This is a genomic window from uncultured Stenotrophomonas sp., from assembly GCF_945952405.1.
Taxonomy (GTDB): Bacteria; Pseudomonadota; Gammaproteobacteria; order Xanthomonadales; family Xanthomonadaceae; genus Stenotrophomonas.
In genome coordinates this window covers 81665-102863 of the sequence record NZ_CAMFIA010000013.1, presented here as the reverse complement: position 1 = coordinate 102863, position 21199 = coordinate 81665, and the positions used below count along the sequence as shown (strand labels likewise).

At 67.8% G+C, this 21199-nt stretch carries 20 protein-coding genes; 11 read left to right on the top strand and 9 right to left on the bottom strand.

The annotated features are described in order from the left end of the window. Positions 1-16: 16 nt before the first annotated feature. Positions 17-733 carry an SDR family oxidoreductase gene (locus tag Q0P60_RS14300; RefSeq protein WP_294994654.1) on the bottom strand — a complete coding sequence of 239 codons (717 nt, stop codon included), beginning with the start codon at positions 731-733 and terminating at the stop codon, positions 17-19. A gap of 86 nt (positions 734-819) precedes the next feature. Here Q0P60_RS14300 and Q0P60_RS14295 point away from each other — a divergent pair, with 86 nt between their 5' ends. The 6 genes from Q0P60_RS14295 (at position 820) to fabV (ending at position 8188) form a co-directional block, all read left to right on the top strand. After that, positions 820-1719, top strand: a complete 900-nt coding sequence (locus tag Q0P60_RS14295) for a LysR family transcriptional regulator (RefSeq protein ID WP_294994651.1) — start codon at positions 820-822, stop codon at positions 1717-1719. 86 nt (positions 1720-1805) lie between these two features. Then, positions 1806-2936 carry a tRNA guanosine(34) transglycosylase Tgt gene (gene tgt / locus Q0P60_RS14290; RefSeq protein WP_049464416.1) on the top strand — a complete coding sequence of 377 codons (1131 nt, stop codon included), beginning with the start codon at positions 1806-1808 and terminating at the stop codon, positions 2934-2936. Between the two features lie 134 nt (positions 2937-3070). Then, entirely contained in the window at positions 3071-3415 is a 345-nt protein-coding gene (gene yajC / locus Q0P60_RS14285; protein ID WP_294994646.1) for a preprotein translocase subunit YajC, read from the top strand. Between the two features lie 61 nt (positions 3416-3476). Continuing rightward, complete coding sequence (gene secD, locus Q0P60_RS14280) at positions 3477-5333, top strand: protein translocase subunit SecD (protein ID WP_294994643.1); 1857 nt, start codon at positions 3477-3479, stop codon at positions 5331-5333. Positions 5334-5348: 15 nt separating this feature from the next. Continuing rightward, the gene (secF, locus tag Q0P60_RS14275) at positions 5349-6329 is read left to right on the top strand and encodes a protein translocase subunit SecF (protein WP_294994640.1); all 981 of its coding nucleotides are present in this window, start codon (positions 5349-5351) and stop codon (positions 6327-6329) included. A 599-nt stretch (positions 6330-6928) separates the two neighbouring features. Next, positions 6929-8188, top strand: a complete 1260-nt coding sequence (gene fabV, locus Q0P60_RS14270; RefSeq protein ID WP_294994637.1) for an enoyl-ACP reductase FabV — start codon at positions 6929-6931, stop codon at positions 8186-8188. A 102-nt stretch (positions 8189-8290) separates the two neighbouring features. Here fabV and Q0P60_RS14265 read toward each other — a convergent pair whose 3' ends face one another. The 3 genes from Q0P60_RS14265 to Q0P60_RS14255 form a co-directional block, all read right to left on the bottom strand. Continuing rightward, on the bottom strand, positions 8291-10360 hold the full coding sequence (locus tag Q0P60_RS14265) for an EAL domain-containing protein (protein WP_294994634.1): 2070 nt from the start codon (positions 10358-10360) through the stop codon (positions 8291-8293). 91 nt (positions 10361-10451) lie between these two features. Beyond that, positions 10452-11636: an NAD(P)/FAD-dependent oxidoreductase gene (locus Q0P60_RS14260; protein ID WP_294994631.1), complete on the bottom strand. Its 1185-nt coding sequence runs from the start codon at positions 11634-11636 to the stop codon at positions 10452-10454. Then, the gene (locus tag Q0P60_RS14255) at positions 11633-12181 is read right to left on the bottom strand and encodes a YaeQ family protein (protein WP_294994629.1); all 549 of its coding nucleotides are present in this window, start codon (positions 12179-12181) and stop codon (positions 11633-11635) included. Before Q0P60_RS14255 ends, Q0P60_RS14260 begins: the two co-directional genes overlap by 4 nt. 123 nt (positions 12182-12304) lie before the next feature. Between Q0P60_RS14255 and Q0P60_RS14250 the strand changes: the two genes are divergently transcribed. After that, positions 12305-13183 carry a pseudouridine synthase gene (locus Q0P60_RS14250; protein ID WP_294994626.1) on the top strand — a complete coding sequence of 293 codons (879 nt, stop codon included), beginning with the start codon at positions 12305-12307 and terminating at the stop codon, positions 13181-13183. 6 nt (positions 13184-13189) lie between these two features. Here Q0P60_RS14250 and Q0P60_RS14245 read toward each other — a convergent pair whose 3' ends face one another. Next, complete coding sequence (locus tag Q0P60_RS14245; protein ID WP_059034065.1) at positions 13190-13678, bottom strand: YaiI/YqxD family protein; 489 nt, start codon at positions 13676-13678, stop codon at positions 13190-13192. A gap of 302 nt (positions 13679-13980) precedes the next feature. Between Q0P60_RS14245 and Q0P60_RS14240 the strand changes: the two genes are divergently transcribed. The 4 genes from Q0P60_RS14240 to Q0P60_RS14225 all read left to right on the top strand — a co-directional run bounded on the left by Q0P60_RS14240 (position 13981) and on the right by Q0P60_RS14225 (position 17428). Next, positions 13981-14190: a cold-shock protein gene (locus Q0P60_RS14240; RefSeq protein WP_004153307.1), complete on the top strand. Its 210-nt coding sequence runs from the start codon at positions 13981-13983 to the stop codon at positions 14188-14190. A 153-nt stretch (positions 14191-14343) separates the two neighbouring features. Beyond that, on the top strand, positions 14344-15033 hold the full coding sequence (locus Q0P60_RS14235; protein WP_294994618.1) for a glutathione S-transferase: 690 nt from the start codon (positions 14344-14346) through the stop codon (positions 15031-15033). Positions 15034-15065: 32 nt separating this feature from the next. After that, a complete protein-coding gene (locus Q0P60_RS14230) occupies positions 15066-16631 on the top strand; it encodes a protein adenylyltransferase SelO (protein ID WP_294994615.1) in 1566 nt (521 codons plus the stop codon). A gap of 260 nt (positions 16632-16891) precedes the next feature. Next, a complete protein-coding gene (locus tag Q0P60_RS14225; RefSeq protein ID WP_294994612.1) occupies positions 16892-17428 on the top strand; it encodes an adenine phosphoribosyltransferase in 537 nt (178 codons plus the stop codon). A gap of 204 nt (positions 17429-17632) precedes the next feature. Here the strand turns inward: Q0P60_RS14225 and dbpA are convergent, their stop codons facing one another. The 4 genes from dbpA to Q0P60_RS14205 form a co-directional block, all read right to left on the bottom strand. Next, the gene (dbpA, locus tag Q0P60_RS14220; protein ID WP_294994610.1) at positions 17633-19009 is read right to left on the bottom strand and encodes an ATP-dependent RNA helicase DbpA; all 1377 of its coding nucleotides are present in this window, start codon (positions 19007-19009) and stop codon (positions 17633-17635) included. Positions 19010-19115: 106 nt separating this feature from the next. Then, positions 19116-19388, bottom strand: a complete 273-nt coding sequence (locus Q0P60_RS14215) for a hypothetical protein (RefSeq protein WP_294994607.1) — start codon at positions 19386-19388, stop codon at positions 19116-19118. A gap of 44 nt (positions 19389-19432) precedes the next feature. Beyond that, positions 19433-19975 (bottom strand): CbrC family protein, encoded by a 543-nt coding sequence (locus Q0P60_RS14210; RefSeq protein WP_294994604.1) that lies wholly within the window; start codon positions 19973-19975, stop codon positions 19433-19435. Positions 19976-20049: 74 nt separating this feature from the next. After that, positions 20050-21129: a YeiH family protein gene (locus Q0P60_RS14205; RefSeq protein ID WP_294994601.1), complete on the bottom strand. Its 1080-nt coding sequence runs from the start codon at positions 21127-21129 to the stop codon at positions 20050-20052. Positions 21130-21199: the final 70 nt, after the last annotated feature.

Sequence of the window (21199 nt, the reverse complement as noted above, 5' to 3'; positions counted from 1 at the left end):
GGTGCGCACGACGGACTCACCGCAAGACATACCCGCTATCCGGGTACAGGGTCGATCCGGTCATTGCCGGGTTGCCGAGCAGGAACAGCGCGGCATCCGCTGCATCCTCCACGCTGGCCACGCGGCGCAGCAGGCTGACATCGGCATAGTGCTGGAACGCCGCCTCGCGCACCGCCGCCGGGCGGCCTTGCCACAGTTCGCCATCCAGCGTGCCTGGCGAGATCACGTTGACCCGGCGCGGCGCCAGTTCCGTGGCCAGGGCGCGGCCCAGCCCTTCGATGGCACTGTTGCAGGCCGCATACGCGGCCGCGCCATTGACCGGGCGCGCGCCGGCCGCGCCGGCCACCAGCACGATCGCGGCATCGGCCGCCAGGTAGGGCAGGGCCGCGTGCACGGCCTGGTACTGCGGCCAGAACTTGCCGTCGAAGGGGCTGTGCGCCAGCGCCGTGTCGTCCGCTGCGAACGGGCCGACCCGGTAGCTTGCGCCCGGGGTGAACAGCGCATCGACGGTTCCGATGGCGGCGAAGAACGCGCGTAGCGCCTCCGCCGAGGTGGCGTCGACCTGCAGCGCGCGTGCGTCGTGGCCGATCTCCTGCAGCGCGCGCTGCAGCCGCTGCGGATCACGCCCGCCGATCACCACCCGGGCGCCCTGTGCGGCGGCGCGCCTCGCCGCACGCAGGCCGATGCCGGAGCTGCCGCCGATGATGACGAGGGTCTTTGCTGCCAGGCTCATGTCCGTTGTTTCCAGAGAGGGGGCTCCCACACTAGGTGGCCGCTGCGTGACAATGGGTCACCTTCAACGGGACAGGTGTGCACGCAATGGGCAGCGATGATGTGCTGGCGGGGCTGCGCGCGTTCGTGGCCGTGGCCGACAGTGGCACCTTCAGTGCGGCCGGGGTGCGGCTGGGCCTGTCGCGCTCGGCGGTGAGCAAGGCGGTCAGCCGCCTTGAAGAGCGCCGCAACGTGCGCCTGTTCGAGCGCAGCCGGCGCCAGCTGCGCCTGAGCGAGGCCGGCGAGGCGCTGCACGGCTACGCCAGGCGGGCATTGGAGGCGTTGGCGGCGGCCGAAGAGGTGCTTGGCGCCGGAGCGGGTGCGGCCGGTGGCCGGATCCGGATCAGTGCGCCGCCGCAGCTTGGCCGGCTGTGGCTGATGCCGGCGCTGTTCGCGTTGCGTGCGCGCTCGCCGGGATTGCGGTTCGATATCGAGTTCAGCACCCGGCGCAGCGAGCTGGTCGCCGAAGGCGTCGACCTGGCGCTGCGGATCGGCGCGTTGCCCGACCGTGCCGAGTGGGTGGCGCGGCGGCTGGGGCGGCAGCCGACCGGGCTGGTGGCCGCGCCGGCCTATCTGCGCGTGGCCGGGGTGCCGACCGGTGTCGCCGACCTGCAGGGCCATACCTGCCTGCTGCAGTCCCGTGCCGATGGCTGGCCCTGGCTGTCGCAGCCGTTGCCGGCGGGCGACCAGATCGCGCTGGGTGACAGTGGTGCGCTGCTGGACGCGGTGCTGGCCGGGCAGGGCATCGGCCTGCTGCCGCAGTGGCTGGCCGCGCCCCACCTGCAGTCCGGGGCATTGCAGCCGGTGCTGCCGCGCGAACGCCCGCCGCTGCTGCCGATCCAGCTGGTATGGCCGCGCGGCCACCACCTGCCGAGGCGGGTGCGGACGGTCATCGATGGCCTGGCGGCGGCGATGGCCGCCGATCCGCGCTTTGCCGGCCCGGGCTAGTGGGGGCGGTGCCTGAATGCGCGGATCTTGGTCCAGATACCGGTTTCAGGAGACAATGCGCGACTATTTGCCTGAATGACCGCTCCATGTCCCGACTGCAGTTCCAGCTCAAGACCCGCGACGGCCGTGCCCGTCGTGGCCGCCTGACCTTCCCGCGCGGCACGGTGGAAACGCCGGCCTTCATGCCGGTCGGGACCTATGGCTCGGTCAAGGGCATCCTGCCGGACCAGGTGCGTGCGCTGGGCGCCGAGATCATCCTCGGCAACACCTTCCACCTGTACCTGCGCCCGGGCCTGGACATCATCGCCGACCATGGCGGCCTGCACGGCTTCTGCCGCTGGGACGGGCCGATCCTGACCGACTCCGGTGGCTTCCAGGTGTTTTCGCTGGCCCACCGCCGCAAGATCACCGAGCAGGGCGTGACCTTCGCCTCGCCGACCGACGGCGCCCGCGTGTTCCTCGGCCCCGAGGAAAGCATGAAGATCCAGAAGGTGCTCGATTCGGACATCGTGATGATCTTCGACGAGTGCACGCCGTACCCGGCCACCGAGGACGTCGCCCGCCGTTCGATGGAGCTGAGCCTGCGCTGGGCCCAGCGCAGCCGCAACGCGCATGACGAGCTGGGCAACGACGCGGCCCTGTTCGGCATCGTCCAGGGCGGCGTGCACACCGACCTGCGCAGCCGCTCGGCCGATGCCCTGCAGGCGATCGGCTTCGACGGCTATGCCATCGGCGGCCTGGCCGTGGGCGAGCCGGAACACGAGCGCAACGCCATGCTCGACCACCTGGACCCGGAGCTGCCGGGCGACCGCCCGCGCTACCTGATGGGCGTGGGTCGGCCGGAAGACCTGGTCGAGGGCGTGGCGCGTGGCGTGGACATGTTCGACTGCGTGATGCCGACCCGCAATGCGCGCAACGGCCACTATTTCACCTCGTTCGGCACCGTACGCATCCGCAACTCCCAGTACGCACGCGACATGGACCCGATCGAGCCGGGCTGCGGCTGCGTGGCCTGCACCGGTGGCTACACCCGTTCCTACCTGCGCCACCTGGACCGCTGCAACGAGATGCTGGCGCCGATGCTGGGCACCCTGCACAACCTGTTCTATTACGAGAAGCTCATGGCCGATATCCGTGCGGCGATCGAGGCGGGAACCTTCCTGGCCTTCCGTGAGTCTTTCTACGCGGCACGCGGGGCGGTAGCGCCGCCCCTGTAACCCGAACGCCCCCTGCCAAACGGCCCAAGGACGAATGCCCGGGGCCGTGGCATACTTCAAGGCTGACCCAGATCCGCGGTCGACACCTCGTGCCCGTGAAACGGCCGAAGCGCCGCCCAACCAAAGGACCAACGATGAACCTGCTTGCCTTCCTGATTCCCGCCGCCCACGCCCAGGCCGCTGGCGGCCAACCGCAGGGCATGGGCCTGACCACGCTGCTGTTCCCGATCATCCTGATCGCCATCATGTACTTCCTGATGATCCGCCCGCAGATGAAGCGGCAGAAGGAGCACAAGTCCATGCTGGAGAAGATCAAGCGTGGCGACGAAGTGCTGACCAACGGCGGCATCGCCGGCAAGGTCACCGATATCGGCGACAACTTCATCACCATCGAAGTGGCCGACAACGTGCGCATCCGCGTGCAGAAGGGCGCTGTTGGCAGCGTGCTGCCGACCGGCACCCTGGATTCGGCCAAGTAAGCCACTCCCTTTCCGAAGTACAACCGCGGCGCCGGGGATGGCGCCGCGCGGGACCCAAGCAATGCTCGAATTTCCACGCTGGAAGTACGTCGTCATCCTGATCGTACTGGCGCTCAGCGCGCTGTACGCGCTGCCCAACATCTACCAGAAGGACCCGGCCATCCAGATCACCGCCAACCGCGGCGGGCAGATCGACGATGTGCTGCGTGACCGTGTGCTGGCCGACCTGAAGAAGGCCGGTATCGCCACGATCGGTGCCGAGAAGGAAGGGGAAAGCCTGATCGTCCGCCTGTCGGACCTGAAGGCACAGTCCGCTGCCAGCGACGCGCTGCGCGACACCGTCGGCGAGCAGTACACCGTGGCCCTGAACCTGGCCTCGACCGTGCCGGACTGGCTGGCCAACCTCGGCGGTCGTCCGATGGTGCTGGGCCTGGACCTGCAGGGCGGCGTGCACTTCGTGCTGCAGGTCGACCAGAAGGCCGCGCTGGACAAGCGCCTGGATGCCTACACCGAAGACGTGCGCAGCACCCTGCGTGACGCGCGCATCGCCTACCAGTCGGTGGAACGCCGCGCTGACAACAGCATCGTGGCCAACCTGAGCCCGTCCGCCGGCGACGACGCCGCGCAGCGTGCCCGTACCGCGCTGGTCAAGGCGCAGCCGACCCTCGGCTACGACGTCAGCGGCAGCCGCATCACGGTGACCGTGCCGGACGCCGAGATCGCACAGATCGCCAATGGCGCCATCGAGCAGAACATCAACACCCTGCGCAACCGCGTGAACCAGCTCGGCGTGGCCGAGCCGATCATCCAGCGCCAGGGTGCCGACCGCGTGGTCGTGCAGCTGCCCGGCGTGCAGGACACCGCCGAAGCCAAGCGCATGATCGGTGCCACCGCCACCCTGGAATACCGTGCGGTGGTCGAAGGCAATGCGCAGGACGCCATCGCCGCCGGCCGCATCCCGCCGGAAGCCAAGGTCTACCAGCAGCGTGATGGCCGCGGCCCGATCCTGCTGAACAAGCGCGTGATCGTCACCGGCGACCAGATGGTCGGCGCGCAGGCGGTGACCGATTCCAACAGTGGCTCCCCGGCAGTCAGCGTGACGCTGAACAACGTCGGCGGCCAGCGCATGTTCGACTTCACCAGCGCCAACGTGAACAAGCCGATGGCGGTGGTCTACACCGAGCGCGTGCCGACCGTGACCGTGGTGGATGGGCAGGAAGTGCGTGGTTTCAAGGTCAACGAGGAAGTGATCTCGGTGGCCAACATCAATGGCGTGTTCGGCAAGAACTTCCAGACCACCGGCCTGCAGAAGAAGGAAGCCGAGGACCTGGCCAAGCTGCTGAAGTCCGGCTCGCTGGCGGCGCCGATGGACTTCGTCGAAGAGCGCGTGGTCGGCCCGAGCCTGGGTGCCGAGAACGTCAAGAACGGCATGCGCGCAGTGGTGTTCGCATTCCTGTTCACCCTGGTGTTCTTCAGCATCTACTACCGCATGTTCGGCGTGATCACCTCGATCGCGATGCTGTTCAACCTGCTGATCGTGGTTGCCGTGATGTCGATGTTCGGCGCCACCATGACCCTGCCGGGCTTCGCCGGCCTGGCGTTGTCGGTCGGCCTGTCGGTGGACGCCAACGTGCTGATCAACGAGCGTATCCGTGAAGAGCTGCGTGCCGGCGTGCCGGGCAAGACCGCGATCGTGACCGGTTACGAGCGTGCTTCGGGCACCATCCTCGACGCCAACCTGACCGGCCTGATCGTCGGTGTGGCGCTGTTCGCATTCGGTACCGGTCCGCTGAAGGGCTTCGCGCTGACCATGATCATCGGTATTTTCGCCTCCATGTTCACCGCGATCACCGTGTCGCGCGCTCTGGCGACGCTGATCTACGGCGGCCGCAAGAAGCTCCAGAACGTGGCCATCTGACGGGACGACACGCACATGAAACTGTTTCCGCTGCACATCCTCCCGAACGACACCAAGATCGACTTCATGCGGTGGCGCCATGTCGCCATGGCGGTCACCATCGTGGTGTTCCTGGCCTCGATTGCCATCATCGGCTTCAAGGGCTTCAACTATGCGCTGGACTTCACCGGCGGCACCCTGATCGAGGCCCGCTTCGATCGCGCGGTGGACGTCGAGCAGGTCCGTACCAAGCTCGAGCAGAACGGCTTCGAGGGCGCCCAGGTGCAGAGCGTCGGTGGCAACACCGACCTGCTGATCCGCCTGGCCCCGCACGGCGAGCATGCCCCGGGTACCGGTGATGCCGCGGCCGAGGACAAGGCCACGGCCGCCGCCGTGGTCAAGGCCCTGTCCACCACGGACAACCAGGCCACCGTGCTGCGCAACGAGTTCGTGGGTCCGCAGATCGGCAAGGACCTGGCGATGAATGGCCTGTACGCCACCATCTTCATGCTGGCCGGCTTCCTGATCTACATCGCGGTGCGCTTCGAATGGAAGTTCGCGGTCACCGCCAGTATCGTGGCCATGTTCGACCTGATCGTGACGGTGGCCTATGTGTCGCTGCTGGGCCGCGAGTTCGACCTGACCGTGCTGGCCGGCCTGCTGTCGGTGATGGGCTTTGCGATCAACGACATCATCGTGGTGTTCGACCGCGTCCGCGAGAACTTCCGCAGCCTGCGCGTTGACTCGATGGAAGTGCTGAACCGCTCGATCAACCAGACGCTGTCGCGTACGGTGATCACCGCGGTGATGTTCTTCCTGTCGGCGCTGGCGCTGTACATGTACGGTGGCAGCTCGATGGAAGGCCTGGCCGAGACGCACATGATCGGTGCGGTGATCGTGGTGCTGTCCTCGATCCTGGTGGCGGTGCCTATGCTGACGATCGGCTTCCTGCGCGTGAGCAAGCAGGACCTGCTGCCGAAGGCGAAGGACGTCGAGGCGCTGGCCCGTCGCCCGTAAGCGTTCGCGCGGCACGCAACACACGGAGAACCCCGCGCAAGCGGGGTTTTCTGTTTGCAGGGCTGCGCCCTGCACCCACGGTAGTGCCGGCCGCTGGCCGGCAACAGCGTGCATTCCGTGGGATGGCCCCACCTCCGACAGATTCCTGCGGCTGTTGGTAGGTGTCGACCTTGGTCGGCACATCTGCCGGATATCGAATGAGTCATCCACGCATGGCGTGGATCTACTGTGTCGACCAAGGTCGACCGCCACCAGGGCAGAATGCCGTTCCGACAGATCGCGGAAATCTGTCGAAGGCGGGGTGGGTCCGGTTGCGGGGGCGTGAGCGCCATGGATGGCGCGACCGAGCCTCCATGGACGGATCTACGGCGTCCCCCGCAACCGGACCCACCCCGCCAATCCACAGGAACCCAGCTTCTGCCGTTGACGTTGCCTCTGCAGGTGCAGGGCGCAGCCCTGCAGAACAAACCCCACCCTACGCCAGCGTCGGTTGTGCATTCGCGTCCCGCGCACTACGATCCTGCGGTTCGCGCGCGCCGGCGCGCGCCCGTATTCCTGCTGAGCGCCCCGTGCGCCGCATCTGCCAACCCGAGGTATCCATGGTCATCAAACCGCGCGTCCGCGGCTTCATCTGCGTCACCACCCACCCGACCGGCTGCGAAGCCGCGGTCAAGCAGCAGATCGACTACATCCGCGCTCGCCCGCCGATCCAGAATGGCCCCAAGCGCGTGCTGGTGATCGGTGCTTCCACCGGCTACGGCCTGGCGGCGCGCATCACCGCCGCCTTCGGCAGCGGCGCGGCCACCCTGGGCATCTTCTTCGAGCGTCCGGGCAGCGAGACCAAGCCGGGTACCGCCGGCTGGTACAACTCGGCCGCCTTCCACAAGTACGCCGACGAAGCCGGCCTGTATGCCAAGAGCATCAACGGCGATGCCTTCTCCGATGAAGTGAAGGCCAAGGCCATCGAGATGATCAAGGCCGACCTCGGCCAGGTCGACCAGGTCGTTTACAGCCTGGCTGCGCCGCGCCGCAAGCACCCGAAGAGCGGCGAGATCATCAGCTCGACGCTGAAGCCGATCGGTGAGCAGATCACCCTGCGTGGACTGGATACCGACAAGGAAGTGATCACCGAGACCACCCTGCAGCCGGCCACCCCGGAAGAAATCGCCGGCACCGTCGCGGTCATGGGCGGCGAAGACTGGCAGATGTGGATCGATGCACTGGCCGATGCCGGTGTGCTGGCCAATGGCTGCACCACCACCGCCTTCACCTACGTCGGCGAAGAGATCACCCAGGCCATCTACTGGAATGGTTCGATCGGCGCGGCCAAGAAGGACCTGGACAACAAGGTGCTCGGCCTGCGCGAGTCGCTGGCGAAGATCGGTGGCGACGCGCGCGTGTCGGTGCTGAAGGCGGTGGTCACCCAGGCCAGCTCGGCCATTCCGACCATGCCGCTGTACCTGTCGCTGCTGTTCAAGGTGATGAAGGAAAAGGGTACCCATGAAGGCTGCATCGAGCAGCTGGACGTGCTGTACGACATCCTCTACGGCGGCAAGGCCGATGGCGTGGCGGTCGATCGCCTGCGCCACGATCTGGTCGATGCCGATGGCCACACCGTCGCGCTGATCGATGAGGAAGGCCGCCTGCGTGCCGACTACAAGGAAATGGCCGCGGACGTGCAGGGCAAGGTGGTCGCGCTGTGGCCGCAGGTGACCAACGAGAACCTGTACGAGATCAGCGATCTGGCCGGCTACAAGGCCGACTTCCTGCGCCTGTTCGGGTTCGGCGTGGACGGCGTCGACTACGAAGCGGACGTCAACCCGGACGTGAAGATCGAGCACCTGGTCGACATGACCTGATCAACCGAAAGGCCGGCGCAAGCCGGCCTTTTGTTTGCGGGGAGGTGGCTGCCGGCCAGCGGCCGGCACTACCGGGGTGGAGCTGGTGAGCAGCCCCTTTGGTCAGCCGAACTCGAAGCCCATTTCCGGCAGCGCCGGGCCGACGAAATCGCCCTGCACGTAGTCCACGCCGGCGCTGAACAGCAGGGTCATCGAATTGGCGTCGCTGACGAACTCGGCGATGGTGCGGATGCCGGCTTCCTGCGCACGCGCGGTGATCTGGCTGATACGGTCGATGTTCTCGCGGGTGGCGGCCAGGTCGCTGGTGAAGCCGCGGTCCAGCTTGAGGAACTGCGGCTGGAAGTGGGCCAGCAGCTGGAACGAATCCAGGCCCGAGCCGAACTGTTCCAGGCCGATCCGGCAGCCCAGCGGCGAGACCTCGGCCAGGAACTGCTGCGCGCTGCGCAGGTGGGTGAACACTTTCGCTTCCGGTGCGTGCAGCCACAGGCGTTCGCCGGGTACGCCCTGGGCCTGCAGTTCGCGGCGCAGGGTGGCGATCATCTGCGGATCCTCGAACGACTCCGGCGTGACCTTGACCAGCACCTGGGTGGCGTTGCCTGCGCGTGCGCGCTGGCCCAGCACCGCAATCGCCTGGGTCACCACCCAGCGGTTGATGTCGGCGAGCAGGCCGTGTTCCTCGGCGATGCCGAGGAAGGCCGTCGGGCTCAACAGTTCGCCGTTGTGCTCCAGGCGCAGGTAGGCCTCGTACAGCTCCAGCGGCTCGCCCTGCAGGTTCAGCACCGGCTGGTAGTGCAGCTGGAAGCCGTCGCCGGCCAGCGCTTCGCGGATGCGTGCGACCCAGCGCAGCACGCGCTCTTCCTCGACGCGATCGGCGGCGGCCGGGTCGAAGATGCGGCAGGTGTTGCCCAGCTGCGCAGCGGCATGCGTGCATTCGCTGGCGCGCGCCAGTACCTGGCCGATGCTGGCGATCTTCTCGCCGACCTGCACGCCACCGATGCTGACGGTCACCGTGGCCGATCGCGCGCCGATGCTGAACACGTGCGCGGCGTAGGCCTCGCGGATGCGCTCGGCCAGTGCCACGGTTTGCGCATACGGCGCGGCCAGCAGCACGGCGAAATTGTGTTCGCCGAAGCGGGCCAGCTGCGCGTCCCCGCCGACCACGTCGGCGAGCAGCGCGGCGAGGGCGCCGATCAGGGTGTCGGCCGAGGCCAGGCCGATGTCCGGCAGCAGGCGCGCGTAGTGGTCCGGTTCGATCAGCAGCAGGCCGAACTGGCCTTCGCTGCGGCCGGCCTGGGCCACTGCGCTTTCCAGCTGCAGCATGAAGGTCGGGCGGTTGAGCAGGCCGGTGACCTGGTCGCGCTGGCGCAGGTCCTCGACTTCGCGCGCCAGCTCCGGGTCGAACTCCATGCGGCGGCGGAGCACCACCTGCAGGCAGGACTCGCCTTCGTAGGTGGCGGCGGTGAACTCCATCGTCGCCGGGAAGGCGCTGCCATCCTCGTGACGGGCATCGAGCTGGTACTGCGGCGGCGGCGCCTCGCCACGGCTGAGGCCCTTCAGCAGCTGCTTGAACCCCTCCACGTGCTGGGCAGCGACCATGTCCAGCAGTGAAATGCCTTCGATGTCGTCGAAATGCGCGTAGCCGAACATCTCCAGGTAGGCGTCGTTGGCGCGGATGTGCATGCCTTCATGCACGTAGGCGATCGGATCGCGCGAGGACGCGATCAACGCGTCGCAGCGGCGCTCGGTCTCGCGCATCTGCGCCTCGATGCGTCGCAGGCCGCGGCGCGCCTGCAGGTCCACCCACTGGTCACGGACCACCGCGAGCAGGTGTTCGGGGCGCTGGCGCAGGGCGAGGGCACGGATGCCATGGCTGCTGGCCTGCACCAGCTCGTCCTCGTCGATGCGCTCGGCGAGCAGCACCAGTGGGATGTCCTTGCCGCTGGCGGCGATGTGCTGGGCCACCAAGGGCAGCGGAATACCCTGCGAGGGCGAGGCCAGCACCAGGTCGATGGCCTGGCTGGCCAGCACCTGGGCCAGCTCGGCCGCATCCTGCGGGCGCGATGGGCGCACCGCGATGCCGCTGTTGCGCAGGGCGCTGACGATGGCTTCAGCGTTCTCGCCGCTGTCGTCGACGATTAGCAGGCGGATGGTGATGTCGTTCGCGTTCTGCATGCACTGCTCCCCAATCTGCAAATCTAGATACACGATGCGCGGCGAACCGTCCATGCGCGCCCCGCTTGCGCACCCGGAACGGCGATGTGGTTCACACCACGCCGCCGGCCGCATGGCCGCTGGCCCAGGCCCACTGGAAGTTGTAGCCGCCCAGCCAGCCGGTCACATCCAATACCTCGCCGACGAAATGCAGGCCGGGAACGCGCTTGGATTCCATCGTGGACGATGAGACCTCGGCGGTGTCCACGCCGCCCAGGGTGACTTCGGCAGTGCGATAGCCTTCGGTGCCACTGGCCACCAGCGGGAACGCGCCCAGCAGCTGCGCCGCCTGGCGCAGCACCGGCTCGTCCAGCTGGCGCACCGGGCGGTCGGGCAGCCAGTGCTCGCACAGGCGCTGTGCAAGCCGCTTGGGCAGTACCTCGGCCAGCACCGTGCGCAGCTCGGCGGCCGGTCGCTCGCGCTTCATCTGGCGCAGCCACTCACCGGCATCCTGGCCGGGCAGCAGGTCCAGCTCCAGCGCATCGCCGGGCTGCCAGAACGAGGAGATCTGCAGGATCGCCGGCCCGCTCACGCCGCGGTGGGTCAGCAGCATGAAGTTCTGGAACTGCTTTCCATTGCAGCGCGCTTCGACCGGCAGGGCGACGCCGCTGAGATCTGCCAGCCGCTCCTGGTGCGTGCCGCTGAGCGTCAGCGGCACCAGGCCGGCGCGGGTGGGCAGCACCGGGTGGCCGAACTGGCGCGCGATTTCATAGCCGAAACCGGTGGCGCCGAGGCTGGGAATCGACAGGCCGCCGGTGGCCACCACCAGCGAGGCGCAGTGGAACAACCCCTGCGTGGTGTGCACCCGGAAACCGTCGCTGCCGTGCTCGATGCGCTCGACGCTGCACTGGGTACGGATCTGCGCACCGGCCGCCTGGCATTCGTCCACCAGCATTTTCACGATCTGCTTGGACGAGATGTCGCAGAACAGCTGGCCCAGTTCCTTTTCGTGATAGGCGATGCCGTGCTTGTGCACCAGCTCGATGAAGTGCCAGGGCGTGTAACGCGCCAGTGCCGACTTGCAGAAATGCGGGTTGGCCGACAGGAAATTGGCCGGCGTGGTGCCGGTATTGGTGAAGTTGCAGCGTCCACCACCGGACATCAGGATCTTCTTGCCGACCTTGTTGGCGTGGTCGATGACCTGCACCTGGCGGCCGCGCTGGCCGGCCGTGATCGCGGTCATCAGCCCGGCCGCGCCGGCACCGATGACCACCACATCGCAACGGATCGTGCTCATGCCTTGGCGCGCTTGCGCCAGTCCGGGATCACATCGAGCTGGATCTGATCGTTGAGCAGCTGCACCTCGCCGTCCTGGATCAGCACGCTCCAGCGCATGGCGCGCTGGATCTGCTGGCCCCAGCGCTCGACGAAGCCGCCCTCCAGATCGACCACCGAGAGATTGTCGAATCGCGCCAGGCCCTTACCCTGCTTGCCCCACCAGATGTCCGAGGCGTTGCCGCCATAGTTGACCACCTGCACGTTGCGGCTGCGGTTGCAGGCCTTGCGGATGCGCGATTCGTCCGGGTGGCCGAGGTCGATCCACTGCAGGATGTCGCCGGTGTAGTCGTGTTCCCACAGGTCCGGCTCGTCGTCGGTGCTCAGGCCGCGGCCGAACTCCAGGCGGTCGCCGGCGTTGAGGGCAAAGGCGAGCAGGCGCACCATCAGGCGCTCGTCGGTCTCGGACGGGTGCTGGGCCAGGGTCAGGTTGTGGGTCGCGTAGTAGCCGCGATCCATGTCGCTGATCTGCAGTTCGGCCTTGCGGATGGTGGCGGTGAGAGCCATGGGGGATCCGTGGACTAAAGACGACAATGATAGAGGTTTGCTCCAGGGGTGTCCGTTGCCGGGCTGTCTGCGCAGCGTCAACGTGGCACGCTTGTCTCCTTTCCTGCCGCAGGAGCGGATCCGATGACCCTGCCAAGCCGGTTGCAGCTGCCGCCCGGCCGCTGGCCCAGCCTGCTCGATGGGCTGTGCGCGCGCTTCCCGCGCATCGACCGCGCGCAGTGGCAGGACCGCTTCGCCCGTGGCCGGGTGCAGGACGCGCAGGGCAGGGCGCTGGCGCCGGACATGCCGTGGCAGGTCGGGCTGGAGATCCAGTACTTCCGCGAAGTGGTCGACGAGCCGGTGATTCCCTTCGCCGAAACCATCGTCCATCAGGATGCGCACCTGCTGGTTGCCGACAAGCCGCACTTCCTGCCGGTCACCCCGGCCGGGCGGCATGTCCGCGAAACCCTGCTGGCGCGCCTGGTCGCGCGGACCGGCAACGCCGACCTGGTGCCCCTGCACCGGCTGGATCGGCTGACCGCTGGGCTGGTGCTGTTCTCGACCCAGCCGGACTCGCGCGATGCCTACCAGCGGTTGTTCCGCGAGCGGCGCATCGAGAAAACCTACGAAGCCCTTGCCCCCGCGCTGCCGGGCGTGGCGTTCCCGTTGCAGCGGCATAGCCGCGTGGTGCCGGGCGAACCGTTCTTCCGCATGGCCGAAGTGCCCGGCGAGCCGAATGCGTACAGCCGGATCGAGCTGATCGAGGCCGAGGGTGCGCTGTGGCGGTACCGGCTGCGGCCAGAGACCGGCCGCAAGCACCAGCTGCGCGTGCACATGGCCATGCTGGGCGCACCGATCGAAGGTGATGACCTGTATCCGCAGCTGCGGCCACGGCCGGAGGCCGTTGCTGAGGCCGCCTTGCAGCTGCTGGCGCAGGGGCTGGCCTTCGATGACCCGTTCAGCGGCGAGCGGCGACGGTTCAGCAGCCAGCGCCGCCTGTGCCTGCCGGAGCCGCGCGGCTAGGGTGGTTCAGCGGGCCGGACGGCGCGCCAGCCAGCGGTCGAGCTCGGCCGCGAACAGCTGCCGGTCACGCGGCCCCAGCGGCGGTGGGCCGCCGGTCTGCACCCCCGCGCCGCGCAGCTCTTCCATGAAATTGCGCATCGACAGCCGCTCGGCCATGTTGTTCGGGGTGTACAGCTGGCCGCGTGGATTCAGCGCGACCGCCTTCTTCTCCAGCACCAGCGCAGCCAGCGGGATGTCCTGGGTGACCACCAGATCGCCGGCGGCGACCCGTTCGACGATGGCACTGTCGGCCACGTCCAGGCCCTGCGGCACCTGGATCGAGCGCAGCCAGCGTGAGGGTGGGGTGCGGATCCACTGGTTGGCGACCAGGGTCAGCTCGATTCCGACCCGTTCAGCGGCCCGGAACAGGATGTCGCGGATGACGGTGGGGCAGGCGTCTGCGTCTACCCAGATGCGGGGCAGGGCGGGTTCAGCTTGGGTTTCAGCTTCAGTCATTTACCCAGTGTAGGGTAGGAAAAACCTGAATGGGGACTCGGAGTTAGCCTCGATCGGCTGCCAACCCTTGTGACGCCTAGCGGCCGGGGCTTGCCCGTGAACGTCCGGCCTATCGCTTTTTGCAGAAAACACGCGTATCGTTCGACCCACTGTGTTTGCTAGGGTCACCGTGAATCGTGGCCTGGTGCAGTTGATCTCACGATCCGCTCATCGATCCGCTTTACCAACGCCTGCAACTCAGTCTCGGCCCCGATACCCGGTGGCTGCGATTTTTTTCAACATGTGTTTCAGGAGTTAGTAAAATGTCTGATCGTCAGACCGGCACCGTCAAGTGGTTCAACGACGCCAAGGGCTTCGGCTTCATCACCCCGGAAAGCGGCCCGGACCTGTTCGTGCACTTCCGTGCCATCCAGGGCACCGGCTTCAAGACCCTGCAGGAAGGCCAGAAGGTCACCTTCATCGCCGTCCAGGGCCAGAAGGGTATGCAGGCTGACCAGGTGCAGGCGGTCTAATCCGTCTGCTGCCTTTGGGTAGCCAGAACGCCGGAAGCGAAAGCTTCCGGCGTTTTTTATTGCCCGCCGTTCTGCAGCGTCGCGCCATGCTCGACTCTACAAAGGGCATGCATCCGTCGCGGTAGCATGCGCATCTCCCCAAGGATCGACCTCATGCGCATCGTCCATCACCTGGAAAACTCCCGTTCACTCCGTGTGCTGTGGATGCTGGAGGAGTTGGGCCTGGACTACGAACTGCGCCGCTACCCGCGCGATCCGAAGACACTGCTGGCGCCGCCGGAGCTGCGCGCGGTGCATCCGCTCGGCAAGTCACCGGTGCTGCAGGACGGTGAACTGGTGCTGGCCGAGTCCGGCGCGATCCTCGACTACCTCGCCGATCGCTACGACACCCAGCGCCTGCTGTCGCCCTCGCCGATGCCTGCCGAGGGGACCGAGCGCATCGCGTACCGCTACTGGCTGCATTACGCGGAAGGCTCGGCGATGCCGCCGTTGCTGCTGACCCTGGTGATGGGCCGCATCCGCAACGCGCCGATGCCGTTCTTCGCGCGGCCAATCGCGCGCAGCATCGCCGACAAGGCCGAGCGCGGTTTCATCGGCCCGCAGCGGCGGCTGCACCTGGACTGGATGGAGCGGCGCCTGGCTGAAAGCCCGTGGTTTGCGGGCGAGCGTTTCAGTGCCGCCGATATCCAGATGAGCTTTCCGATCCAGGCTGCAGCGGCGCGAGGCGGCGGCCTGGATGACAAGCCGGCGCTACGCCGTTTCCTCAAGCGCATCGGTGAACGACCGGCCTACCTGCGGGCCGAAGCGCACGGCGGCCAGCTGCAGGCGCTGAGCGGCAATTGAGGCGGGCGCCGGTCGCCCCCATCTCCAGCAGCATGGATACCCACCGCCCCCATTTTGACAACCGCCTGCTGCAGTCGCTGCCGGGTGACCCTGAATCCGGCCCGCGCCGCCGTGAAGTGCTGGGCGCGGCCTGGTCATCGGTGATGCCGACCCCGGTCGCGGCACCGACCCTGTTGGCCTGGTCACCGGAGGTTGCCACGCTGCTGGGCTTCGATGCCGCTGAGGTCGGCAGCGAAGGCTTCGCCCGGGTGTTCGGCGGCAATGCGCTGTATGCCGGCATGCAGCCGTGGGCGGCCAACTATGGTGGGCACCAGTTCGGCCACTGGGCCGGGCAGCTGGGGGATGGCCGTGCCATTTCGCTGGGCGAGCTGCGTGCGCCGGACGGCCGGCACTGGGAGCTGCAGTTGAAGGGCGCCGGCCCGACGCCGTATTCGCGGGGCGCTGATGGCCGCGCCGTGCTGCGGTCGTCGATCCGCGAGTTCCTGTGCAGCGAGGCGATGCACCATCTCGGCGTGCCGACCACGCGCGCGTTGTCGCTGGTCGGTACCGGCGAGGATGTGGTGCGCGACATGTTCTACGACGGCCATCCGCGCGCCGAGCCTGGTGCCATCGTGTGCCGGGTGTCGCCGTCGTTCCTGCGTTTCGGCTCGTTCGAACTGCCCGCATCGCGCGGTGAGACCGCGTTGCTGCAGCAGCTGGTGGAAGCCTGCATCGCACGTGATTTCCCGGAACTGGAAGGGCAGGGCGAGGCGCTCCATGGCGACTGGTTCGCGCAGATCGCGGTGCGCACCGCCGAGATGATCGCGCACTGGATGCGCGTCGGCTTCGTGCACGGTGTGATGAACACCGACAACCTGTCCGTGCTGGGCCTCACGCTGGATTACGGCCCCTACGGCTGGGTCGAGGATTTCGACCCGGACTGGACGCCGAACACCACCGATGCGCAGGGCCGCCGCTACCGTTTCGGTACCCAGCCGCAGGTGGCGTACTGGAATCTAAGCCGGTTGGCGCAGGCACTGTCGCCACTGTTTGCCGACGTGGCTCCGCTGCAGGCCGGCCTGGCCGCCTACCAGGCCACGTTCGTGGCCTGCACGCGCCGCGACGCGGCGGCCAAGCTTGGCCTGGCCGCTGCCAATGACGATGACCTGCAGCTCTACCAGCGCTGGCAGCAGCTGATGCAGGACGGTGGCATGGACATGATCCTGGCCTGGCGCGCGTTGATGCGCATCGATCCGAGCGCACCCGATGCCGCGGTGCTGGATGCGGTCTACTACGACCAGACGCGCCGGCAGGCGCTGCAGGCACCGTTGCAGCACTGGCTGCAGGACTACGCCGCGCGCGTGCAGGCCGATCCGCTGCGCGCTCACGAGCGAATGGCGAAGATGGCCGCGGCCAATCCGCTGTACGTGCTGCGCAACTGGCTGGCACAGGAGGCCATCGACCGCGCCGAGCAGGGCGACCTGGGGGGCGTGCATGCGCTTCAGCAGGTGCTGCGCGACCCCTACACGGAGCGTGCGGGGCTGGAGCACTTCGCTGGCAAGCGCCCGGCCTGGGCGGACAACCGTGCAGGTTGCTCGATGCTGTCCTGCAGTTCCTGAGGGCGGTCTTTTGCAGGGCTGCGCCCTGCACCGGCAGAGGCCAGCGCAACAGCCAGAGCAGACGCTGGATCCGGTGGGTTGGCGGGGCGGTGTGGGGCTGCAGGAGATCCACGCATGGCGTGGATCTACGAGAGATTCTGCTTTCGCTTCTGCTTGCGGGTGGCCTCTGCAGGTGCCGTGCGCAGCCCGGCCGATACCCCCGTCAGGCAGGCGGCGCCCGGAACGGGTACCCTATGCCGCCATCAGATAGCCAATGTGACATGACCGACGCCCTCGTCGCTCCGCAGTGGGCCTCCCGCCTGCGCGACATCGCCGACTTCCCCAAGCCCGGCATCCTGTTCAAGGACATCATGCCGCTGCTCGCCCACGGCGAGGACTTCCGTGGTGCGATCACCGCGATGGCCGACCGTTGGCGCGAGCAGAAGCTGGACGCGGTGGTCGGCATCGAATCGCGCGGCTTCATCCTCGGTGCTGCGATGGCGCTGGAGCTGGGCGTGGGCTTCGTGCCGGTGCGCAAGCCGGGCAAGCTGCCGGGCCAGGTGCTGCGCGAGGAGTACACCCTGGAATACCGTAGCGACTGCATCGAAGTGCATGCCGATGCGCTGCCGGCCGGTGCCCGTGTAGCGATCATCGACGACGTGCTGGCCACCGGCGGCACGCTGGTCGCAGCGCTGTCGCTGGTGCGCCGCCTGGGCGTCGAGGTGGTCGGGGCGGGCGTGCTGGTGGAACTGGACGGCCTCGGCGGCCGCGCACGCTGGGAAGCGGATCTGCCGCTGCATACCGAACTGGTGTTCTGAGCCGGGCCACGGGCCCATCCGTGCGTGCCAACCAAGGTTGGCACCTACCAGAGCGCAGGATGCCCATCCGTGCGTGCCAACCAAGGTTGGCAGCTACCAGAGCGCCGGGTGCCCATCCGGTAGTCGCCAACCTTGGTTGGCACCGCTGTTGCCGCGCGCTGTACCCGCAGAGTCGAGCAGGGCCCGACTCTGCGGACCCCTCCGTTACATCATCCGCACGCGGAAGCGACGGCCCTTGATCTTGCCGGCTTCCAGCCTGGCCACGGCCTTGTTGGCCTGCTCGCGGGCGATCGCCACGTAGGAGCGGGTCGGGAAGATCGCGATCTTGCCGATGAACTTGCTCGACAGTCCGGCGTCACCGGTCAGTGCGCCGAGGATGTCGCCCGGGCGCAGCTTGTCGGTCTTGCCGCCGTCGATGCGCAGGGTGCGCATCGCGGCCTGCGGCAGTTCGGCCGGGCGCGAGGTCGCCAGCGGCGTCTTCTGCCACTCCAGCGGTTCACCACGCTGGGCTTCGATCGCTTCGGCACGGGTCTTCTCACGTCCGGCGACCAGGCTGATCGCCAGGCCGCTGGCACCGGCGCGGCCGGTACGGCCCACGCGATGCTGGTAGCTCTCCACGTCGGTCGGCAGTTCGTAGTTGATCACCGCCGCCAGCTCTTCCACGTCCAGGCCACGCGCGGCAACGTCGCTGGCCACCAGCACGTTGCAGCTGCGGTTGGCCAGCAGCAGCAGCACTTCCTCACGATCGCGCTGCTCCATGTCGCCATGCAGGGCCAGTGCGGAGAAGCCGAACTGCTGCAGCGAATTGGCTACTTCGTCCACGTCCTTGCGGGTGTTGCAGAACACCACCGCCGATTCCGGGGTGTACTTCAGCAGCAGGCCGGCCAGCGCCTTCTGGCGGTGGGCCGGCTCGACCTCGCAGAACAGGTGGCGGATGGCCGGTGCCTGGTCGGCGCCTTCCACGGTCACTTCCACCGCGTCGCGCAGCAGATCGCGCGCCATCGCGCGGATGCTGTCGGGGAAGGTCGCGGAGAACAGCAGGCTCTGGCGGTCCTTGTGGGTGCGGCCGGCGATCTCGCGGATCGGTTCCTCGAAGCCCATGTCGAGCATGCGGTCGGCTTCGTCCAGCACCAGCGTGCGTACCGCACCCAGGTTGAGTGCGCGCTTGCGCGCCAGTTCCTGCACGCGGCCGGGCGTGCCGACCACCACGTGCGGATCATGGCCTTCCAGCGACGCCAGCTGCGGGCCCAGCGGCACGCCGCCAACCAGCAGCAGCAGCTTCAGGTTGGGGATGCCGGTCGCCAGCTTGCGGATCTGCTTGCCGACCTGGTCGGCCAGTTCGCGGGTCGGGCACAGCACCAGCGCCTGCACGCGGATCAGGCTGGGGTCGATGGACTGCAGCAGGCCCAGACCGAAGGCGGCGGTCTTGCCGCTGCCGGTCGGCGCCTGTGCGATCACATCGCGGCCATCAAGGATGGCCGGCAGGCTCTGGGCCTGCACGGGGGTGAGGGTGGTGTAGCCGAGGGCGTCCAGGCCGGGCTGCAGGGCCGGGCTCAGCGGCAGGGTCGAGAAGTCAGTCATGGCGCATTGTACCCGTCCCGAAGGCGGGTCCCCCGGGCCTTCTTCATCCACGCAGGGTCTGCGATCCAGCAGGTCCACAGCCTGCGTGGACGGCACTGTCCGCCGCTCAGCCCAGCCCGATGGCCACCAGCTGTGCGCTCATCGCCTGCAACTGCTCCGGGCTGGCCGCTTTTCCGGCGACCCGGGGTTCCAGCAGCAGCTGGTGGAACCACGGGTTGGGGTGCCGCGTGTCAACGTCGAACGAACAGGTCGCCTGCGTGCCCATCTCCGCCTGCACGATCCCGATCAACGTGTCTTCGGCTTCGTCGGCGTTGCCCGGCCCGTAGCGATCGTCCAGCAGTGGCAACGGGATCCCCAGCAGGGTGGGGGAGGCGGGCATGCCTCAAGTCTAACGATCCATGTTGCCAACGCGCAGGAAAAGGCTCAGGCCGAGTCGATATGGAACTGAATCAGGCCACAGTGCAGGCACTCGAACGTATGGAAGCCGATATCTGCTCCGGGCGCGTAGTCGCTGGCCAGATCCCTCCAGACCGCCTCGTCGGCATCGTTGGCCGCGCACCATGCCGCGATGCTCGCCGCCGAGGCCTGCGCCACCTGCGCCAGGGTGGCGTCGCCCAGGAAGCGGCAGACGTCGTTGCAATGCGCCAGCCACGTTTCCCCCTGGAAACTGACGTAGCCGGGCGTGCGCAGGGACAGTTCTTCCAGCGCGATGTCGGGCACGCTTCCGTTGAGGTCCAGGCAGCAGGCAAACGCCACATTCAACGCCGAGGCCGCACTGCCGTCGGCAATGCACCAGGGGCAGATCTGTTCCGAGTAATCTCCGCGCCCGGCGTGGATGGCGTCGCGCAGGTACACGTATCCACGCGCCTGCTGGCAGACCCTGCAGGTCGCGGTGGAGGGCGCCACGTTGCCGGTCGCAACCGGGTCCGGGTGGTAGCGGAAGCTCGGAAGGTGATGGAGGGTCATGTCGCCCAAGGGGGGCAGCGCAGGGGGCGTTCTTTTACGGCCTGCGGATGGATTCGGCAAGCGGGAGGGATCGCTCAGCCCAGTACCGCCAGCACGCCCTGGTGGATGGCCAGGCCGCCGAACAGCAGCCAGGCGAACAGGATCAGGGCCAGCAGCAGCGGCTTCAGGCCCGCCTGGCGCAATGCCGAGACGTGGGTGGTCAGGCCCAGTGCCGCCATCGCCATGGCCAGCAGCACGGTGTCCAGCTGCACCAGCCCGGCATGCAGCCCGGCCGGCAGCAGCTGCAACGAGTTCAGCCCGGCCACCGCCACGAATCCAAAGGCGAACCACGGCACCACGATGCGCGCCTTGCTGCCGTCCGCACCGGCCTTGCCACCGCGTGCCAGCCACAGCGACAGTGCAACCAGGAACGGCGCCAGCAGCATCACCCGCACCATCTTGGTGATCACGGCGGTATCGGCGGCCGCTTCGTTGACCGCGCGCCCGGCGGCCACCACCTGTGCCACTTCGTGCACGGTTGCGCCGGTGAACAGGCCGTACTGGCGCGCGTCCATGGCCAGCCAGCCGTGCGACTGCACCAGCGCATAGAGGGCCGGATACAGGAACATCGCCAGCGTGCCGAACACCACCACCGTCGACACCGCCACGGTGACCTGTGCCGCTCGGCCCCGCACCACCGGTTCGGCCGCCATCACCGCGGCCGCACCGCAGATCGCACTGCCGGCACCGATCAGCATCGCCGCCTCGCGTTCCATCCGGAATACCCGCACGCCCAGCCAGCAGGCCAGGCCGAAGGTGCTGGCGACCACCAGCACATCCATCAGCACACCGCTGACGCCGACATGGCCGATGTCCTGGAAGGTCAGGCGCAGGCCATACAGCACGATGCCGGCGCGCAGCAGCCAGTGCTTGGAGAAACCGACACCGGCCGCACTGGCCGGTGCCAGCCGCGGATAGACGGTGTTGCCGACCACGATGCCGGCGACGATGGCCACGGTCAGTGCGCTCAGCCCGTGTGCCTGCAGCCACGGCAGCTCGGCCAGGTACAGCGATGCCGCGGCGACCAGGCCGACCAGCAGCAGGCCGGGCAGGCGGGGTTGCCAGCGTTGGCGCAGGGCGGGCAGGGACCAGGGGGAAAGGGCGGGCGCGTTCATGGCAAGGGTGGGGCTGGGATGACCCGGACAGCGTGCGCCTGTGCGAGTGACCTGTAAAACGAATAAAATG

What these genes read in the sequence shown, in the direction of transcription:
- Q0P60_RS14235 (WP_294994618.1), top strand. Translation starts at nt 14,344, where the DNA reads ATGCGCATCGTCCATCACCTGGAAAACTCCCGTTCACTCCGTGTGCTG.
- Q0P60_RS14215 (WP_294994607.1), bottom strand. Translation starts at nt 19,388, where the DNA reads ATGCCCGCCTCCCCCACCCTGCTGGGGATCCCGTTGCCACTGCTGGAC.
- Q0P60_RS14210 (WP_294994604.1), bottom strand. Translation starts at nt 19,975, where the DNA reads ATGACCCTCCATCACCTTCCGAGCTTCCGCTACCACCCGGACCCGGTT.
- secF (WP_294994640.1), top strand. Translation starts at nt 5,349, where the DNA reads ATGAAACTGTTTCCGCTGCACATCCTCCCGAACGACACCAAGATCGAC.
- Q0P60_RS14245 (WP_059034065.1), bottom strand. Translation starts at nt 13,678, where the DNA reads ATGACTGAAGCTGAAACCCAAGCTGAACCCGCCCTGCCCCGCATCTGG.
- Q0P60_RS14265 (WP_294994634.1), bottom strand. Translation starts at nt 10,360, where the DNA reads ATGCAGAACGCGAACGACATCACCATCCGCCTGCTAATCGTCGACGAC.
- Q0P60_RS14240 (WP_004153307.1), top strand. Translation starts at nt 13,981, where the DNA reads ATGTCTGATCGTCAGACCGGCACCGTCAAGTGGTTCAACGACGCCAAG.
- Q0P60_RS14300 (WP_294994654.1), bottom strand. Translation starts at nt 733, where the DNA reads ATGAGCCTGGCAGCAAAGACCCTCGTCATCATCGGCGGCAGCTCCGGC.
- Q0P60_RS14230 (WP_294994615.1), top strand. Translation starts at nt 15,066, where the DNA reads ATGGATACCCACCGCCCCCATTTTGACAACCGCCTGCTGCAGTCGCTG.
- Q0P60_RS14205 (WP_294994601.1), bottom strand. Translation starts at nt 21,129, where the DNA reads ATGAACGCGCCCGCCCTTTCCCCCTGGTCCCTGCCCGCCCTGCGCCAA.
- Q0P60_RS14260 (WP_294994631.1), bottom strand. Translation starts at nt 11,636, where the DNA reads ATGAGCACGATCCGTTGCGATGTGGTGGTCATCGGTGCCGGCGCGGCC.
- fabV (WP_294994637.1), top strand. Translation starts at nt 6,929, where the DNA reads ATGGTCATCAAACCGCGCGTCCGCGGCTTCATCTGCGTCACCACCCAC.
- tgt (WP_049464416.1), top strand. Translation starts at nt 1,806, where the DNA reads ATGTCCCGACTGCAGTTCCAGCTCAAGACCCGCGACGGCCGTGCCCGT.
- Q0P60_RS14250 (WP_294994626.1), top strand. Translation starts at nt 12,305, where the DNA reads ATGACCCTGCCAAGCCGGTTGCAGCTGCCGCCCGGCCGCTGGCCCAGC.
- yajC (WP_294994646.1), top strand. Translation starts at nt 3,071, where the DNA reads ATGAACCTGCTTGCCTTCCTGATTCCCGCCGCCCACGCCCAGGCCGCT.
- dbpA (WP_294994610.1), bottom strand. Translation starts at nt 19,009, where the DNA reads ATGACTGACTTCTCGACCCTGCCGCTGAGCCCGGCCCTGCAGCCCGGC.
- Q0P60_RS14295 (WP_294994651.1), top strand. Translation starts at nt 820, where the DNA reads ATGGGCAGCGATGATGTGCTGGCGGGGCTGCGCGCGTTCGTGGCCGTG.
- secD (WP_294994643.1), top strand. Translation starts at nt 3,477, where the DNA reads ATGCTCGAATTTCCACGCTGGAAGTACGTCGTCATCCTGATCGTACTG.
- Q0P60_RS14255 (WP_294994629.1), bottom strand. Translation starts at nt 12,181, where the DNA reads ATGGCTCTCACCGCCACCATCCGCAAGGCCGAACTGCAGATCAGCGAC.
- Q0P60_RS14225 (WP_294994612.1), top strand. Translation starts at nt 16,892, where the DNA reads ATGACCGACGCCCTCGTCGCTCCGCAGTGGGCCTCCCGCCTGCGCGAC.